Origin of the sequence: Acinetobacter sp. Q186-3, assembly GCF_013420655.1 — a bacterium.
Taxonomy (GTDB): domain Bacteria; phylum Pseudomonadota; class Gammaproteobacteria; order Pseudomonadales; family Moraxellaceae; genus Acinetobacter; species Acinetobacter indicus.
Genome location: NZ_VOXS01000008.1, coordinates 64,046 through 81,322 on the forward strand (window position 1 = coordinate 64,046; position 17,277 = coordinate 81,322).

The 17,277-nt window shown below is 47.1% G+C and carries 16 protein-coding genes, 6 tRNA genes and 1 other RNA gene; 9 read left to right on the forward strand and 14 right to left on the reverse strand.

Annotated features, from left to right (window positions below):
* Positions 1-40: 40 nt before the first annotated feature.
* From FTT64_RS09015 to FTT64_RS09050, 8 genes are all read right to left on the reverse strand, one after another.
* A complete protein-coding gene (locus tag FTT64_RS09015; protein WP_005176171.1) occupies positions 41-994 on the reverse strand; it encodes a ribose-phosphate pyrophosphokinase in 954 nt (317 codons plus the stop codon).
* A gap of 36 nt (positions 995-1,030) precedes the next feature.
* Positions 1,031-1,105: transfer RNA gene (locus FTT64_RS09020), tRNA-Gln, on the reverse strand.
* 91 nt (positions 1,106-1,196) lie between these two features.
* A tRNA-Gln gene (locus tag FTT64_RS09025) sits at positions 1,197-1,271 on the reverse strand.
* A gap of 19 nt (positions 1,272-1,290) precedes the next feature.
* Positions 1,291-1,365, reverse strand: a tRNA-Gln gene (locus tag FTT64_RS09030).
* A 26-nt stretch (positions 1,366-1,391) separates the two neighbouring features.
* Positions 1,392-1,466: transfer RNA gene (locus FTT64_RS09035), tRNA-Gln, on the reverse strand.
* Entirely contained in the window at positions 1,465-2,295 is an 831-nt protein-coding gene (ispE, locus tag FTT64_RS09040; protein ID WP_180103920.1) for a 4-(cytidine 5'-diphospho)-2-C-methyl-D-erythritol kinase, read from the reverse strand. Before ispE ends, FTT64_RS09035 begins: the two co-directional genes overlap by 2 nt.
* A gap of 12 nt (positions 2,296-2,307) precedes the next feature.
* A complete protein-coding gene (lolB, locus tag FTT64_RS09045) occupies positions 2,308-2,886 on the reverse strand; it encodes a lipoprotein insertase outer membrane protein LolB (protein ID WP_016659907.1) in 579 nt (192 codons plus the stop codon).
* Positions 2,887-2,891: 5 nt separating this feature from the next.
* The gene (locus FTT64_RS09050) at positions 2,892-4,604 is read right to left on the reverse strand and encodes a tetratricopeptide repeat protein (RefSeq protein ID WP_180103919.1); all 1,713 of its coding nucleotides are present in this window, start codon (positions 4,602-4,604) and stop codon (positions 2,892-2,894) included.
* A 78-nt stretch (positions 4,605-4,682) separates the two neighbouring features.
* On the opposite strand from FTT64_RS09050, the gene hemA reads away from it, so the two are divergent.
* On the forward strand, positions 4,683-5,966 hold the full coding sequence (hemA, locus tag FTT64_RS09055; protein ID WP_168396332.1) for a glutamyl-tRNA reductase: 1,284 nt from the start codon (positions 4,683-4,685) through the stop codon (positions 5,964-5,966).
* Between the two features lie 36 nt (positions 5,967-6,002).
* On the opposite strand, the gene FTT64_RS09060 is transcribed toward hemA, so the two are convergent.
* On the reverse strand, positions 6,003-7,901 hold the full coding sequence (locus tag FTT64_RS09060; protein ID WP_180103918.1) for a DNA primase: 1,899 nt from the start codon (positions 7,899-7,901) through the stop codon (positions 6,003-6,005).
* 460 nt (positions 7,902-8,361) lie between these two features.
* Positions 8,362-9,345: an outer membrane protein assembly factor BamD gene (locus FTT64_RS09065; RefSeq protein ID WP_005176190.1), complete on the reverse strand. Its 984-nt coding sequence runs from the start codon at positions 9,343-9,345 to the stop codon at positions 8,362-8,364.
* 71 nt (positions 9,346-9,416) lie between these two features.
* Between FTT64_RS09065 and rluD the strand changes: the two genes are divergently transcribed.
* From rluD to FTT64_RS09080, 3 genes are all read left to right on the forward strand, one after another.
* Positions 9,417-10,469, forward strand: coding sequence for a 23S rRNA pseudouridine(1911/1915/1917) synthase RluD (gene rluD / locus FTT64_RS09070; protein ID WP_045796449.1), 1,053 nt, complete (start codon positions 9,417-9,419; stop codon positions 10,467-10,469).
* 64 nt (positions 10,470-10,533) lie between these two features.
* Positions 10,534-11,283: a peptidoglycan editing factor PgeF gene (gene pgeF, locus FTT64_RS09075; RefSeq protein ID WP_168383258.1), complete on the forward strand. Its 750-nt coding sequence runs from the start codon at positions 10,534-10,536 to the stop codon at positions 11,281-11,283.
* 33 nt (positions 11,284-11,316) lie between these two features.
* Positions 11,317-11,880, forward strand: coding sequence for a flavodoxin family protein (locus FTT64_RS09080; protein WP_104500249.1), 564 nt, complete (start codon positions 11,317-11,319; stop codon positions 11,878-11,880).
* An 80-nt stretch (positions 11,881-11,960) separates the two neighbouring features.
* On the opposite strand, the gene smpB is transcribed toward FTT64_RS09080, so the two are convergent.
* The gene (gene smpB / locus FTT64_RS09085; protein ID WP_005176206.1) at positions 11,961-12,437 is read right to left on the reverse strand and encodes an SsrA-binding protein SmpB; all 477 of its coding nucleotides are present in this window, start codon (positions 12,435-12,437) and stop codon (positions 11,961-11,963) included.
* Positions 12,438-12,618: 181 nt separating this feature from the next.
* Between smpB and coaD the strand changes: the two genes are divergently transcribed.
* From coaD to FTT64_RS09105, 4 genes are all read left to right on the forward strand, one after another.
* Positions 12,619-13,110: a pantetheine-phosphate adenylyltransferase gene (coaD, locus tag FTT64_RS09090; RefSeq protein ID WP_005176208.1), complete on the forward strand. Its 492-nt coding sequence runs from the start codon at positions 12,619-12,621 to the stop codon at positions 13,108-13,110.
* 1 nt (position 13,111) lies between these two features.
* Entirely contained in the window at positions 13,112-13,375 is a 264-nt protein-coding gene (locus FTT64_RS09095; RefSeq protein ID WP_034597403.1) for a YfhL family 4Fe-4S dicluster ferredoxin, read from the forward strand.
* Positions 13,376-13,402: 27 nt separating this feature from the next.
* Positions 13,403-13,781: RNase P RNA component class A (gene rnpB, locus FTT64_RS09100), an RNA gene on the forward strand.
* Between the two features lie 73 nt (positions 13,782-13,854).
* Positions 13,855-13,931: transfer RNA gene (locus tag FTT64_RS09105), tRNA-Met, on the forward strand.
* 41 nt (positions 13,932-13,972) lie between these two features.
* Here the strand turns inward: FTT64_RS09105 and FTT64_RS09110 are convergent.
* Positions 13,973-14,386: a hypothetical protein gene (locus tag FTT64_RS09110; RefSeq protein WP_227554588.1), complete on the reverse strand. Its 414-nt coding sequence runs from the start codon at positions 14,384-14,386 to the stop codon at positions 13,973-13,975.
* A 186-nt stretch (positions 14,387-14,572) separates the two neighbouring features.
* Here FTT64_RS09110 and FTT64_RS09115 point away from each other — a divergent pair.
* Positions 14,573-14,649: transfer RNA gene (locus tag FTT64_RS09115), tRNA-Met, on the forward strand.
* Between the two features lie 116 nt (positions 14,650-14,765).
* Here FTT64_RS09115 and FTT64_RS09120 read toward each other — a convergent pair.
* The gene (locus FTT64_RS09120; RefSeq protein ID WP_016659913.1) at positions 14,766-15,038 is read right to left on the reverse strand and encodes a hypothetical protein; all 273 of its coding nucleotides are present in this window, start codon (positions 15,036-15,038) and stop codon (positions 14,766-14,768) included.
* A gap of 253 nt (positions 15,039-15,291) precedes the next feature.
* Entirely contained in the window at positions 15,292-16,917 is a 1,626-nt protein-coding gene (locus FTT64_RS09125; RefSeq protein ID WP_005176221.1) for an NAD+ synthase, read from the reverse strand.
* Positions 16,918-17,277 lie beyond the last annotated feature (360 nt).

Genomic DNA, 17,277 nt, shown 5'->3' on the forward strand with positions numbered 1-17,277 from the left:
GCCCTGCATAAAGCAGGGCTTTTGAAAATTTAGCGCACTATTATAGATAAGAATCGAACATTGCGCTAATAGATTCTTCGTTGTTAATACGACGAATTGTTTCAGCAACCATGCTTGCGACTGAAACCTGACGAATCTTGCCAAGGTTTTGAGCTTCTTCTGATAATGGAATGGTGTCAGTAACAACCAGTTCATCAATCACAGAATTCTTTAAGTTCTCAATCGCTTTACCAGACAGCACCGGGTGAGTAGCATAAGCAACCACTTTACGCGCACCAAAAGTTTTGAGTGCATCTGCTGCTTTACACAGGGTACCTGCGGTATCGACCATGTCATCCACGATGACGCAGTCACGATCTTTCACATCACCAATCAAATGCATCACTTGTGATTCATTGGCTTTTTGACGACGTTTATCAATGATCGCAAGGTCGATATCCCCCATTTGCTTGGCAACAGCACGGGCACGTACGACACCACCCACGTCAGGTGAAACCACCATCAGGTTGTCGTGTGACTGCTGGCGTAAGTCAGCAAGCAGCGCTGGCGTACCGTAAATGTTGTCTACAGGAATATCGAAGAAACCTTGAATCTGGTCAGCGTGCAGGTCAATCATCACCACGCGGTCAATACCGACAGTGGTCAACATATCTGCAACCACTTTTGCAGTAATTGGCACACGGCTTGAACGAGGACGACGATCTTGACGGGCATAACCGAAATAAGGAATCACGGCAGTGATACGGCCAGCACTTGCACGACGCAATGCATCTGCCATCACCAGGATTTCCATCAGGTTATCATTGGTTGGGGCACAAGTAGGCTGAACGATGAAAACGTCTTTACCACGTACATTCTCGGTAATTTCTACAGCAATTTCACCGTCAGAAAATTGACCGACTGAGGCAGCACCTAAAGGAATGTGAAGATGGCTTACGACTTTTTGGGCGAATTGTGGATGCGCAGTTCCACTAAAAACGACAAGATTGGGCATGAAGCACCCTTGGCGGTTGGAATGTATGGAAATAGATGGCAGGGGTAGCTGGATTCGAACCAACGAATGGCGGGATCAAAACCCGCTGCCTTACCACTTGGCGATACCCCTAATGCGGCAGAACTTTAATATTTTTGCTGGTCGATGTCAAGGTAAATTAACAGCAGAACAGCAAACCAATGCTCTGTCTTTTTCGAGAAAATGGCAGGGGTAGCTGGATTCGAACCAACGAATGGCGGGATCAAAACCCGCTGCCTTACCACTTGGCGATACCCCTAAATTTGATGACTGTAAGATGGCAGGGGTAGCTGGATTCGAACCAACGGATGGCGGGATCAAAACCCGCTGCCTTACCACTTGGCGATACCCCTAATACAGTACATCTACAGGTGAAAAATGGCAGGGGTAGCTGGATTCGAACCAACGGATGGCGGGATCAAAACCCGCTGCCTTACCACTTGGCGATACCCCTATTCAACTTTGAAATGAATTAATGGTGATTCGGCTAAACTGTGGACCAGGTAAGCTTTACATGGTGCCTGAGCCAGAATCTCATCAATCTTCATTTCTGAAGTCACTTCAATAAAAACACAGGCACCTGTACCTGTAAGCTTGGCAACTCCGAACTGATCTAGATATTGCATGGCTTCATCGACTTCAGGATATAAGGCTCTGGCCAGTGGCTCAAAGTTGTTTCCGAAATCAGATGGCTTCAACTGATAGGCGCAAAATTTAGATGGCTTCGTATCTCTTGTCAACGTTTTTTGTGAAAAAAGCAGTTGAGTGCTGATAAAACAGTCAGGTTTTAGCACTATGTACTGTTTTTGTTCTAAGTCTATGAATGTTAAGTGTTCACCAATACCTTCTGCCCAGGCATTGCGGCCATGGACAAAAATCGGCACATCGGCGCCCAGTTGCACCCCTAAATCGGCCAGCTGCTCAGAATTGAGTCCACATTGCCACAGTTGGTTCAGCACAATGAGGGTGGTGGCGGCATTGGATGAGCCACCACCAAGTCCGGCACCCATAGGAATCTGTTTGTCCAGCCGGATTTTTAAACCGGTCGGCGCTTGGGTAAAAGGTTTTAAGATCTGCGCCGCCCGATAAATCAGGTTCTGTTCCAGATCGACTGAATTTAAACCGTCGATCTGAATCTCGGCTGTATCCAATGGCTCAAATTCAAGCCAGTCGTAGAGATCGATCAGCTGGAAAATGCTTTGCAGTTCATGATAGCCATTTTCACGGCGGCCAGTAATATGCAAAAACAGGTTCAGTTTGGCAGGTGAGGGAACACGAATCATGACAGCACAAAATTAACGGTTTTGGATCACCATTGTAATACGGTTCTCCTGACCGGATTCAAATGTTTGCTTTAAAATTAAACGGTTTGGCAAACGCGCCTGTTCGTTATAGCTTAAATCAACGGTCCAGCCATCTTCTAGAAACTGGGTTGGACGACGCTGGCTATCGTAAGCGACTTTGGCCTGTGTAGTGGCCGGACGTGCCTGCACCCAGTCAATGATATGACTGATTGGCGCTTGCCAGCCGGTGGCCCGCTGCAGCAGTTCTTCGGCTGTTGCTGCCTGAATAGTGCCGGTTTTGGCGCTATTCAGTGTGACTTGTCCCGGCTGGCCGGAAATCTGTGTTTTACCGACGCCTAAAATGCCGCTTAGTTCAATATCAAACTGTTCCTGCTGTTGCAGCCAGTTAAAAAAGGCGCTGCCTGACTGCTGTGGTGTGCGTACCCCGATTTTTCCTTGCAGATGAAACTGATTTTCTGCCTCAACCATTGGGCTTGCGGGTGTTTGCGGTTGGGTGAACTGCTGACAACCACCCAGCACCAGGGTGCTGACCGTGACAAGACTAAGACTGAGTTTGGAAATAAGTTGCATGCGTATTAACTCTGAGGGCTGTGTTGCGGTAACAATAGCGAATGAAGCTGTTCTAATTGCGGATCATTTGGATATTTTTGTTGGAGTTGTTGTAAAACTTGACTAAATTTTGTCAAATTGCCCTGCATATACAGCGCCTTGGCATAACGGACCCCAATTTTGACTGTTGCACTTAAGGCAAAAGCCTTTTCCAGCACCTGGGCAGAGGTGTCAAAATCATTTTGCAGATAGCTGATCAGGCCTAAAGTATCCAGAATTGAGGCCTGTTCCGGAGCAAATTCCAGCGCCTGTTCCACATACTGGCGTGCTTCATCCAGCCGGCGGTTTTGTAGCGCCAGGGTATAGGCATAGGCATTTAAATAAGTCGGACTGTTCGGCTCGACCTGTAACAGTTTTTTCAGCAAGCGGTCCAGTTTGTCTTTGTCCTGATAAGGGTCTAGCAGCAACACTTCCGAATACAGCAGTTCCGGATCATCGGGTAAATTGCGGATGGCTTCATCCAGCAGTCTTAAGGCGGCAGTCTTGTTGTTCATGCGCTTTAGAATTTCCGCCTGAGCCTGATATAAAAAACTGGCGTGCTGCGGATAATTGACCCGTTCCTGGGTCAAAAAGCGTAAGGCTTCATGCTGGCGGCTTTGCTGGCTATAAATATTGATCATGCTGCGCCGCGAAACGGTATACAGGCTGCCATCGACCAGACGGTAATAGGCTTTGGCGGTTTCAAAATGCTGTTTACGCTCGGCATTGACCGCCAGATAGTAATAGGCTTCATTTTGATACTGGTTGGAATAACGCAACTCGACCAGATATTTCTCGGCCTTTTCATACTGCTTCAAGTCAATACTGGTCAGACCAGCCAGAAACAGGGCTTCATCTTCCTTTGGCCATTTTTCCAGCATCGCTTCCAGTTTGGTCAGGGCCAATTCCGGCTGATTGGTTTTTAACAGATATTTGGCTTCAGCCAGACGTACTTCCAGATTGTTTTTATGTTTGCGGCTGGATTTGGCATACCATTCCTGGGCAGCTTTCGAGTCTTGCAGCGCACTTAGCAGGCTGGCTTTGAGCAGGATATAACCGGTCACTTTCGGACGTTTGCGTAGCACCCGGTTGACCGTTTCCAGCGCTTCTTCTAACTGGCCATTCTGGGCTTTTAAACCGGCAATCAGAATCAGAATTGAGGGATTATCTTTTTCTTTGCTGGTGCGTAGTGCCTGAATCAGAAACTCACGATCTTCTGGCGACTCCGGGGCAATACCGGCCAGAATCTGTTCTAAATCGGCAGTGGCATCAATGGCCAGAATCTTGTCCAGGGTTTCAGCGGCCAGGTCATATTCATGCGCTTTCAGGGCAATATGCGCCAGATAAAACAGGGCTGGAACATCTTCCGGTTCCTGAATCACCCAGTGGGTGGCAATGTCCAAAGCTGCATTTAAGTCATTGTGTTCCAGTGCAATATTCAGTGCGCGCTGTTTAATACTGGTTGAATTACTTTTAATTGCCAGTACAGTATAGTTATGTAAGGCGGTAGCCACGTCATTCGAGGCGAGGGCAAATTCCGCCACCATGCTTTGTTTTATGGCGTTCAGATTTGTAGGTGCATGGAAAAAATCTCCAGATGCTCTAATATGAGCACTAGAAGCCATGCTACCCACGAGTAAGAGTGTGGTAGAATATTGCTTAATTGTCGCGCCGCTAAGCCGGCTGGTTGTTTGACGCAATTTTTCTTGATCCAAGTAATGCTTTTTATGACACCGTTATTGCACAATAGCATAAATTTAGCGAAATGATGATCTGATATGTCTTTCTTTGCATTGGGTGTCAACCATCAAACCGCCTCTGTAGAATTGCGTGAGCAAATTGCTTTTAACCCTGAAAAGTTAACTCAATTACTTGCCGAACAAAGCCAGAGTCACCTGTTAAATGACATGGTGGTGGTTTCTACATGTAACCGAACTGAAGTGTACGCCATGTCTGACCATGCAGACACGGTGCTGGGCTGGCTCGCCCAGGTAAATGGTCTGGATGTCAAACAACTACAAAATCACGTTTATCGCTATGAAAATGCGCAGGCTGTCACCCACTTAATGCGCGTTGCCAGCGGCCTCGATTCCTTAATGCTCGGTGAACCGCAAATTCTGGGGCAGGTCAAATCGGCCTTATCTTTGGCCAAAGATGCCCACACCGTTTCGCAAGATTTAAACCATATTTTTGAATACGCCTTTTATGCGGCCAAACGGGTGCGTTCTGAAACGGCAGTCGGCAGTCATGCGGTGTCCATGGGCTATGCAGTAGCACAGTTGGCGCTACAGGTGTTTAGCCATCCGGACAAGCTGACCGTGCTGGTGGTGGCGGCAGGTGAAATGAACAGTCTGGTGGCCAAGCATCTGGCGGAAATGGGCGTGGCCAAGGTCATGATCTGCAACCGCACCCGTGCCCGTGCTGAAAATCTGGCCCAGGAAATTGCCCATCGGGTAGAAGTTGAAATTATTGAATTTGAACAGCTGGCAGAACATTTGCATCGCGCCGATGTGATCTCCAGCTGTACCGGCAGCCTGCATCAGGTGATTGGCTATAAAGAAGTCAAAGCCGCGCTGAAAAAGCGTCGTTACCAGCAGATGTTGCTGGTCGATCTGGCTGTTCCGCGTGATATCGACCCGAAAGTGGAATCGCTAGATGGTGTGTATCTATACGGCGTTGATGACCTGCAAAGCGTGATTGACGAGAATCTGGCACAGCGTCGTCAGGCCGCGGTAGAAGCCGAGGTGATGGTGAATCAGCTGGCGACCGAACTGGTAACCCAGCAAAAGGTCAAAAGTGCCGGCAGTACCATTCAGGCTTATCGTGAGCAGGGTGAAACGTTACGTCAGGAAGAACTGCAGCTGGCGATGGCACGAATTGCCAAAGGTGAAAATGCGGCACAGGTGTTACAGGAATTTTCTTACCGTTTGACTCAGAAATTGCTGCATCCCACCTCGATTGTGCTGCGTCAGGCGGCCAAAGCCGAAGATCCGGAATACTTTGAAATGCTGCAAAACGAACTGCAGCAGGTCAGTGTCAAACGGCGTAAATCTAAACGCTAAGCCATTGTGATGGTTTAGCATGGTGTTTAATGCCGCTTATTCTTCCAGTAAGGTCAGGGAACGTTTTTTATCAATCTGATAAATCTGATGTTTCAGATTACGCATTTCTTCAATACTGCTAAATTTCTTCGAGCGGATTTTCTGCTGCAAGAAATGGTATTGCAGTTTAATGGAAAAATCTTCGGCCAGCTTGTCAGCTTTTTCTGGTGAAGTGGTGTAATCCCCGACATTGGCCTGCTGTAAAATGCGCTGCAATTCGTAATGATAAGCCGCACAGGCGCCTAGCACATAGTATTTGGCCAGTTCCGGATCATCCGGTAATTCATCAAAAATTCCGTTAAAGATTTGCAGGATTTTGGCCAGTAACTGATCGGTCGGAATCAGTGCGCGTAACGGCTCAAAATGAATATATAAATACGGATGGTTGATTAGAATCGCCACCACATATTCTTCGGCATCAACCTTGGTGCTAAAGCTGAGTGAGGCATCATTATTGGTATGTGGCTGCCATTTGCGGTTAAAGCCGAGCTTCTCGCGGAAAAACTGTTGCAGCAGATAACGGTAAGAGCCGGTTTTCGGTAACAGTTCAGTCAGCTGTTTTAACTCGCCCATCACCTGACTTTTGCCTTCGGGCTTGCTGATATCATGGTTTTGACTTAAATGCGCAAACACAAAATCAGACAGTAGCGGCGCCTGATCGAGCAGGCGGCGGAAATTTTCAATGCCTTCACGGCGGATCAGCGAGTCTGGGTCATGATCATCCGGCAGCACAAAAAACTTCAGTTCACGGCCATCATTCAGCAGGGGCAGGGCAATTTCCAGCGTACGTCGTGCTGCTTTCTGACCTGCGGCATCACCATCAAAGGCAATGGTAATGCGTGAGTTCTGCTTAAACAGAATATTCAGGTGTTCGGTATTACTGGCAGTCCCCAGCGTTGCCACGGCGCCATAAATGCCATATTGCTGCAGCGCAATCACATCCATATAGCCTTCCACCATCAGCCAGTCCTGGGCTTTCTGCTTGCGGCCTTCGTATAGGCCATACAGCAGCTGGTTTTTATGGAAGACTTCCGAATCGGGCGAGTTGATATATTTCGGCTTGATTTCATCATTGAGCGCACGGCCACCAAAACCGACCACACGCCCTTTGTGATCGCGGATCGGGAAAATCACCCGGTCACGTAGCAGGTCAAAATCACGGCCGGAATCGCTGGTACGAATTAGCCCCAGCAGTTTTAAACCTTCAATATCTTGTGGAAATGCTTTTTCCAGATGCTGCCAGTCTTCCGGTGCATAGCCCAAACGCCAGAACTGGATGGTCTGTGCGCTTAAACCGCGCTGGCGAAAATATTGCTGTGCCGACTGGCTGTGCGGTAACTGCTGTTCATAAAACTGCGCCACATTTTCCAGCAGATCAAACAGGTTGCCTTCCTGTATCGGCTCCTGATCAAAATCCGGATATTGTTCAAAACCGGCAAAGGGATCATCTGCTGGCTGGAACTGCTCAAAAGGATCAAAATGTGCAGCAGGGACTTGATCAGTTTCGGTCGGTGTGGGTGTTGCTGGCGCGGGTGCAGTTTTGGCCGGTGGCGCCGGTTTTTTGACCTCGCGTTTATAGACCAGTTTTTTGCTGTCCTGATTGTCTTTTGGCAGCTCGATACCGGTCTGACTAGCCAGATCTTTCATGACATCGACAAAGTTACGGCTGTCGATATCCATTAAAAAGCGAATTGCATTGCCGTTGGCCTGACAGCCAAAGCAGTGATAATACTGTTTGTCGCGATAAACGTGGAAAGACGGGGTTTTTTCCTGATGAAATGGACAACAGCCCGAATAGGTCCGCCCGGTTTTTTTCAGTTTCACGCGCTGACCAATCAGATCGACAATGTCGGTCCGATCCAGAATCTGATCAATCGTGTGTTGAGGAATAGCCATACTGTTTTTATCGGGTCGGTTAAGCGGTAGGTCGAACAGATCGACAGGGTATAGAGATTACAGTGTATTGTTTCCTTTCTATCCGGTTTTGCGTGTTCAGGCAAGTGGCCAAGATAAAAGGGCAAGTATAGTAACGTATGCTTTATATTTTGCAAAATTGAAAAACAGGTTAAAAGCTCTATCCTTACTCGCTATTTTTCAAAGCTGTACTTATGTTAGGACAATAAAAGGAAGAGACAAATTTTATTTTAAGTGTGTTGGGCCTCTATTTTCATTCGGCCTGTTAAGGGCTTTGTATGGAGAACTTCCTACTTTGGAAAGACCCAAAGTAGGCAAAAGTCTTTGTTCCCCATACACAACATCCTTGTTGTGATGGGGAACGTGTGGCATCCCTGCCACATCTGCGTATCCAATGGAATGTTTAAATCAAATTTAAGACAGTCATGGATGTTAATTATGTTTACTCGGCCGCTTCACTGTTTTCCTGTTTTTCAGGACGGTCCAGCAAACCAAAACTTAAACGGTTGGTCCAGCTACGTGGTTCTTCCTGCTGGTTGGCCAGTTTTTGCTGCTGTTCGGTGGTGGCCTGTGCTTCACGACCAAAAATACCCAAAGTCGCACGGTTTAGCCAGCTACCTTCATTCCGTGCAGCACGCAGGTTTACAGAGCCATCGGCTTTAACCAGATTTGGATAGTTCAGTTTTAACAGGTCAATATACTGTTGTGCAGTGGCACGGTCACCCAGTTGGGTATAACCATAGGCTGCGGTGGCAATTGCTTCCGGAATCTGTGGGGTTTGCGGATAATGTTCGATTACCCAGAGTGAACGTTCCACCGCGGCGACCCAGGCCTTACGTTTAATATTAAAACGTGCCGCATTCATTTCCGCTTCTGCCAGCTCTTGCCCGATAAACTGCATACGTTGTGCAGCATCCACAGCATAGGTGCTTGATGGATAACGGCGAATGAAATCGACAAAGTTCTGATAAGCCACTTTTAAATAGCTGACATCACGATGCGCCTGTTTTAACGAGGTATAACGGATTAAACCATCATAGTTCTGTTCCATATTGGCCACGCCGCGCACATAGTAGGCATAGTCAGCATTTGGATGCTGCGGGTTCATCCGGATAAAACGGTCGGCCAGTGCGACTGCACCTTCATAATCTTTTTGCTGGAATTTTGCATACAGCAGTTCAAGTTGTGCCTGCTGGGCATATTCACCGGTAGGATAATAGGTTTCTAATGCTTCAAGATGCTGGATAGCATCGGTATATTGCCCGCGTTCCAGTGCTCGTTCTGCTTTTTGAATATAAACTTGTTCGCTAGATTGCGGACCTGTATCGACCACTTCTTTTTTTGGATTACTGCTACAGCCCACGATTGCAGATGCAACGCCAAGTGAAAGAGCTAGCATGGTAATTTTATAACGTGGTAGCGACATAAAAATTCCTCTGTTATTACGGGCAATGAGCTACAATTGCGCTATTAAACCACTTTTGTCTGAATGATCAAATGTCTCAAGCACAATCTTCCAATTCCAACATCCCTGAAACTGACTTCAATTTACTTGATGATTCTGAGGATGCAGATAATCATACTTCAGACCCAACTGCAACACGTTTATCGTTGCAATTTCAACTGGATGAAAGCTATCTGGGGCAACGTATCGACCAGGTTGCAGCCCTCATCTGGAGTGATTTTTCACGTGAAAAACTGAAACAGTGGCTAAAAGATGGCCATTTGTTGGTGAATGGTAACACTGTCAAACCAAAGTACAAGTGCGAAGGCAATGAACTGTTAAGTTTAAATGTTGAACTTGAAGCACAGACCAACAGTCAGCCTGAAAATATCCCTCTCGATATTGTCTATGAAGATGATGATATTTTAGTGATTAATAAACCGGTTGGCATGGTGGTGCATCCTGGTGCGGGCAATATTACCGGCACACTGGTCAATGCCTTGCTGTTCCATTATCCAAAATCGGCAGAATTGTCACGTGCCGGGCTGGTACATCGTATTGATAAAGACACCAGCGGTTTGCTGGTGGTGGCGAAAAATCTGGAGGCACAGTTTGACCTGAGCAAGCAGCTGGCCAACAAGTCGGTGTACCGGATTTATGATGTGGTGGTGTATGGCAATATTATTGCCGGTGGCACCATTGATGAGCCGATCAAGCGCCATCCGGTGGACCGGATTAAAATGACGGTATTGCCGGGCGGGAAAGATGCCGTGACGCACTATAACGTGAAAGAGCGTTTCCAGCATTTCACCCGGGTTCAGGCGCGTCTGGAAACCGGCCGTACCCATCAGATCCGGGTTCATTTCAGCTATATTGGTCATGGTCTGATTGGCGATCCGGTGTATATGCCACGTGTGCGTGTGCCGGCTGGAGCCTCCGAGCTGCTCAATGAAACTTTGCGCGGTTTTAAACGTCAGGCACTGCACGCGGCCAAACTGGGGCTGGTGCATCCACGTACCAAACAGGACATGATGTTTGAAGCGCCGTGGCCGGAAGATTTCAGCCAGCTGGTGGATGTGTTGCGTAGCGAAAACGCTGCCTATTAAACCGTTCTGCGGCGTTGAGAAAGTATGATCTCAACGCCGCTTTTAAGTGAACACAGGAGCTGAGATGCAATTTATTCAGGGATTACCGGCACAGGTTTATGTGGCGCAAACGCGGATTCAGCATCAGCAGGCCTTGCCAGCGCAAGTACCGGAACTGGCCGGTTTTAACCTGGCCTTGCATGTGCAGGATGCAGCGGAACGGGTGCAGCAGCATCGTATGCTGTTACTGGAACAGCTGGCCGAATACGGTGTTAATACAATCAGCTGGATGAACCAGACCCACAGCACCTTGTGTCATGTGATAAATGATGAGCTGCATTTTAATGCACCGGAAGGCGATGGACTGGTCACGCAGCGCAAAGGCCATGCCTTAATGATGATGACCGCCGACTGCCTGCCCATTGTGCTGGGCAATCAGGCGGGCACGGAAGTGGCCAATTTACATGCCGGCTGGAAAGGTTTAGCCCATGGTATTGTTGAAAATACCATTGCCGCCATGCAGCACCCACCGACCTGGGCCTGGTTAGGCGCGGCCATTAGCCAGCCGTGTTTTGAGGTAGGGGCCGAAGTAAAGCAGGTATTTTGCGAGAAATATCCCGCATTAAGCAGCGCCTTTCAGGCAGGGAAACAGGCCGGAAAATTCTATGCCGATTTATATGCGATTGCCCGCTATATCCTGACCGAGCAGGGGGTAACCACCATTTTAGGTGGTGATCAGTGTACCTATCGGGAGGCCGAGGAGTATTATTCTTATCGTCGTCAGGCCAAAACCGGACGCATGGCAACATTCGTTTTTATCGCTGATCAATGCTAAACTTGACTGAATTATTGGGTTTTTAAAGTTTCCATGTCTGTTACTGATCAAACATCTGTGTCGCAAGTAAAAGTCTGTGTTGTGTATCATAGTCCCTATGGCCATACCGCCAAGGTGGCACAGCATATTGTGCAGGGCGCCGAAAAAGCCGGAGCTGAAGTACATTTAATGGCAGTGAGCGAGGTCGATTGGGATGTGCTGGATCAGAGCGATATTCTGGTCATGGGCTGTCCAACCTATATGGGCAGTCTGACTTCGGCACTGAAACAGTTTATGGAACAATCTTCAAAACGCTGGCTAGCGCGAAGCTGGCAGGGCAAAATTGCTGCTGGCTTTACCAATGGCGGCGGTTTAAGCGGTGACAAGCTGGCGGTGTTACAGCAGATCAATTTATTTGCCATGCAGCATGGCATGTTATGGTCGGGCTTGCCGTTTATGCCAACAGGCCGTAGTCCGCATGATATTAACCGGATGTCGAGCTTTCTGGGCTTAATGACCCAGTCTGACAATGCCAGCGTTGACGTTACCCCGCCAGAAGGTGACCTGGAAACAGCGGTGAAGTTTGGCGCTTATCTGGTGGGCTTAAAACAGAAATAAGTTTGCTTTCCAATGATGCAATAAAAAATGCCTCCCATGTTGGAGGCATTTTTACATCAAGTACTTGTGTTCAAACGTGCTTATTTATGCATTAAACGGGCTTTATCACGCTGCCAGTCACGGTCTTTTTCAGTGGCACGTTTATCATGCAGCTGTTTCCCTTTCACCAGGGCAATTTCCAGTTTGGCCAGCGGACCTTTCCAGTAACAGACCAGCGGCACACAGGAATAACCTTTCTGGTTCACCGCACCGAGCAGTTTGGCAATTTCTTTGCGGTTCAGTAACAGCTTGCGGGTACGGGTCGCTTCAGGCACCACATGGGTCGAAGCCGACAGTAAAGGTTGAATTTGGGCGCCAAATAAGAAGGCTTCACCATTTTTAAAGGTGATATAGCTTTCGGTCAGGCTCATACGACCGGCACGCAAAGACTTGACTTCCCAGCCTTGCAGGGACAGTCCGGCTTCAAATTTTTCTTCAATAAAATAATCGTGGCGTGCACGTTTGTTCTGTGCAATCGTGCCACTGGTATTTTTTTTAACTACAGTTGCTTTCGCCATAATGAGTCACTTCCAACGTTAGGCCTATTGTGCCCCAAACACAGGCATGCTGACAATTCCAAAATCAGCGCTGAATTGCAGCACTATCGCAGGATTTTTGTGAAATTGGCCGAGTTTATTCACCAATAAATCAAGTTTTTGCTAAAATATGGCTCTACAAAACCAACTAGAGTAAAAATGGATGTCTAAAACTCGCGTGATTTATCCGGGGACCTTTGATCCAATCACCAATGGTCATATCGATTTAGTAACACGGGCGGCCAGAATGTTTGATGAAGTGGTGGTCGCAATTGCCATTGGTCATCATAAAAATCCGGTGTTTACTCTAGATGAGCGGGTAGAACTGGCCAAAACCTCACTCAGCCATTTACCCAATGTGGAATTTGTCGGCTTTGATGGCCTGCTGGTGAATTTCTTCCGCGAACAGCAGGCCACGGCGGTACTGCGTGGTTTACGTGCAGTGTCTGACTTTGAATACGAGTTTCAGCTGGCCAATATGAACCGTCAGCTGGATACCAATTTTGAAGCGGTATTTTTAACGCCGTCAGAGCAATATTCGTTTATTTCATCCACGCTGGTGCGTGAAATTGCGCGTTTAAAAGGAGATGTGACCAAGTTTGTACCGCAAACCGTGGTCGAAGCCTTTGAACGCAAACATCAACAAGGTTGGTAGCGTGTCTTTATATATTACCGATGAATGCATTAACTGCGATGTCTGTGAACCTGTGTGCCCGAATGAGGCTATTTTCATGGGCGAGCTGATTTATGAAATCAACCCGGCGCTGTGTACCGAATGTGTCGGGCATCATGATAAACCGCAGTGTCAGTTATTCTGTCCGGTGGACTGTATTCCGCATGATCCCCATCATGTCGAAACCCAGGAACAATTACTGGAAAAGTATCAAAAACTGATTGATCAAAAAAGCACGAGCAATTAGTGCATTTATTTGTTAAGATGCGCCCTCGAAGTGAACCAGACGATCGCTGCTGTGGAGGTCTCCGTGACTAAAGCAGGGGAGGAAAGTCCGGGCTTCATAGGGCAGGGTGCCAGGTAACGCCTGGGCGGCGTGAGCCGACGGAAAGTGCAGCAGAGAGTAGACCGCCTTCATTCAGGTTTCTTTTTCGGAAGAAATCGAAGGTAAGGGTGAAAGGGTGCGGTAAGAGCGCACCGCATGACTGGTAACAGTTCATGGCATGGTAAACCCCACCAGAAGCAAGACCAAATAGGAATCCTGAGGTACGGCCCGTACTGGATTCGGGTAGGTCGCTTGAGCGTATGAGTGATTGTACGCCTAGAGGAATGATCGTTCTCGACAGAACCCGGCTTATCGGTTCACTTCACCAAATTTTGTACAATTAGCCTGTAGAAGGGCTTGACGTTATAAACATTACAGCAGATAATGCGCGCACAGTTTACGGCTATGTAGCTCAGTTGGTTAGAGCACCGCACTCATAATGCGGGGGTCACAAGTTCAAGTCTCGTCATAGCCACCATTTTTAAAGATCACATCCTTATGTGATCTTTTTTTTTGTCTTTAAAATCTGTGCTCGCAGTTGAGCTGCTGCACATCCAGCTTCAGCGTCTGCTGTAGCTGTTGAATCTGTTGCCAGCGTTGCTGCTGGTCGGCATAGACAAAAATTTTCTCATCGACCTTATCCAGTTTGGACACGGTAATTTTTTGTGCAGCACAATAACGGCCTTCATAGCGTTCCTGTGCAAGCGCCTGTTGTGCTTCAGGACTTAGGCGATCTGCGGTTAAAATCTTCTGCTGGCCTTTGGCATACTCGACCAGAATGCGTTTTTGCGGAATGGTGAACCAGAGATGACCATTAATAAATTCTGCGACATCGCGGCGTACCCCGTTATAGTCCACCATGAGTGGGGCAACCAGCTGACAGCCCGATAATGTCGCAACTAGCAGACTACTGATCCATATTTTTAACTGCATTGTGTTCAAATGATTGATCCTGGAAAGTTTCATCATAGTCAGCGAAAGGGTTTGACCCAAGTAAAAAATTGCAAATCCGGTTAAAAATTAATAAAAACGTCATGTTTTGCTTAAACAGTGTTCATTTGAGTAGATAAATATCTTGACGATAAAGTCCGAACTTTAGATAATGCGCACACAGTTTACGGCTATGTAGCTCAGTTGGTTAGAGCACCGCACTCATAATGCGGGGGTCACAGGTTCAAGTCCCGTCATAGCCACCATTTTAAAAGACCAAGCTCTCAGCTTGGTCTCTTTTTTTGTCTGTTCAAAAAGTCCAAAAAAATGTTGTGCAAACTCTCCGCGCAATTTAGATACCAGCGATGAATAAAATGCTGGCTTAGGAATTCAGCTGTTGCTGTACCCAGCTTAAGAATTCCTGTTTATGCGCAAGGGCCGGCGCTTTAGAACCATCAATCACTTTAGGCTTGCCATTAAATATACCTTTAAACAGATAAGACTGCCCAGCTTCAAACTCGATACTGCCTGTATCATGGATTTCGGCGAAAAACGCGTTCAGGCGCTCATACTGGCTATAGCGATGAAAATGCGGACGTTCAGTTAAATAATGATAAATCTGTTCTAAAGTCTGCAGGGTATTTCTTAGTGTCATATGAAATCCATTGCATCCAATTTTAGCTCATGCATATCTTGAACATAGGGTTAAACATAGACCGTTGTCTATCTGTTTTTAGTCAACCTAGACGATTCATTGATATTGGTTTTTTTGAATGACGTAGAACTCAAAAATATAGGATCGGTTTAGATGGCAGGGGAAGATGCGTATTCTAAGTAGCCTCATTCCAGCAGACAATAAAAAACCCCAAGACTGGCTTGAGGTTTTTAGGATGGATCAGATCAGGAGCTTATAGGCCCGGTTTCCAGCCATTGACTAATGGATAACGGCGTTCACGGCTAAAAGAACGTGATGTAATGCGTGGACCAATTGCGCCCTGACGGCGTTTGTATTCATTGCGGTCAACCAGACGCACCACTTTTTCAACCACAGCCTGATCAAAGCCTTTGGCAATAATATCGTCCTGGCTCAGGTCTTCTTCAATATAGGCATACAGGATCGCATCTAGCACATCATACGGTGGCAAAGAGTCCTGATCTTTCTGGTCCGGGCTCAGTTCAGCTGATGGCGGACGGCTAATTACACGCTCCGGAATCACCGGCTGTTCGCTTATACTGTTCCGGTATTTGGCCAGTTCAAACACGATGGTTTTGTAGACATCTTTGAGAACTGCATAACCACCAACCATATCGCCATACAGGGTGCAGTAACCGACTGACAGTTCAGATTTGTTACCAGTCGACAGGACCAGGTTGCCAAATTTATTGGATAAGCCCATTAGCAACGTACCGCGGGCACGGGCCTGCAGGTTTTCTTCGGTGGTATCAACCGGGCTATTGCCAAAGAATGGATACAGGGTTTGCATAAAGCTGTTCACAATCGAGTGAATTTCGGCAATGCCAAAGGTCACACCCATGGTTTTGGCTTGCTGTGCAGCATCTTCTACACTAATTTGCGCGGTATAGGTATACGGCATCATCACCGCTTGTACTTTGTCTGCACCCAGGGCATCAACCGCAATGGCCAAGGTTAGTGCAGAGTCAATCCCGCCAGATAAACCCAGAATCACGCCTGGGAAACCTGAACGTTGTACATAGTCACGTGTTGCCAGCACCAGACCCTGATAAATTTCAGCCATGGTGTCGAGGGCTGCCGCCTGTTCGCCCGTTTTATAGCGCTGCTGTTCGGCTTCATACTCCACCACAAACAGGCCTTCCTGATAGGTTGGCGCACGTAAAGCCAGTTCACCGTCTTTGCTGATCAGGAAGCTGGTGCCATCAAAGATCAGATCATCCTGACCACCAACCTGATTGACATAGGCCAGGTTCAGATTCAGCTGTTTGGCCAGCGCAGTCATGGTATCAATACGGTGCTGTGGTTTACCAACTTCGTATGGCGATGAATTCAGCACCAGCACGGTTTCTACATTCAGCTGGGCCAGTTGCTGTACAGTGGCTAAAGACCAGACATCTTCACAAATCAGTACGCCAAATTTATGCCCCAAGTATTCAAAGACCAGATGTTGATGACCTTCGTTAAAATAACGTTTTTCATCAAACACGCCGTAATTCGGTAAATTCTGCTTGTTATAAATACCCAGAATCTGGCCATCTTTCATTACCGCAGCCGAGTTATAACGCTGGCCATCTTCAGTTTCATTGACAAAACCAAATACCACAACGATGTCTTTAATCTGGCTGAGCTGTTCAAACGCTTTTTGCGTGCGTTTTTTGAGGCTTGGGCGTAACAGCAAATCTTCTGCTGGATAACCAATCAGAGAAAGCTCTGGGAAAATGATCAGGTCAGCCTGTTGTTTTTTCGCTTCATTTGCTTGTTCAAGCATTTTTTGCGCATTTGCTTCGAGATTGCCAATGTATGGAGAGAACTGTGCAAGGGCAATTTTAAAAGATTTCATTAATTTACGTCCTATTCCTATAGGGTTTTGAATACACGGGCTGCCGCTTGTAATTATGGTGATCGGGCAGCGGTGCATTCTGATACTAAAAAGTACTGCCGACTGGCTCAAGTATAAAAAGTAATACGCATACGACTTGATAAAATCTTATTTTGCAATGCAAAAAATCAGACGGGTTTATTTTATCTTAAATTAATTCAGATGCTATAGCATATTCAGGATAATTGCATAGTAGCGGCAATTCGCGCCGTGAGAGAAGGCGCATAATGCTTTATTTAGTAAGCTTGAGTAACAAAAGCATGGGTTCGGTGAATCGGGCCTGATGGCACAAAAAACCGGCAGCTTGCAACATGAAAGCGC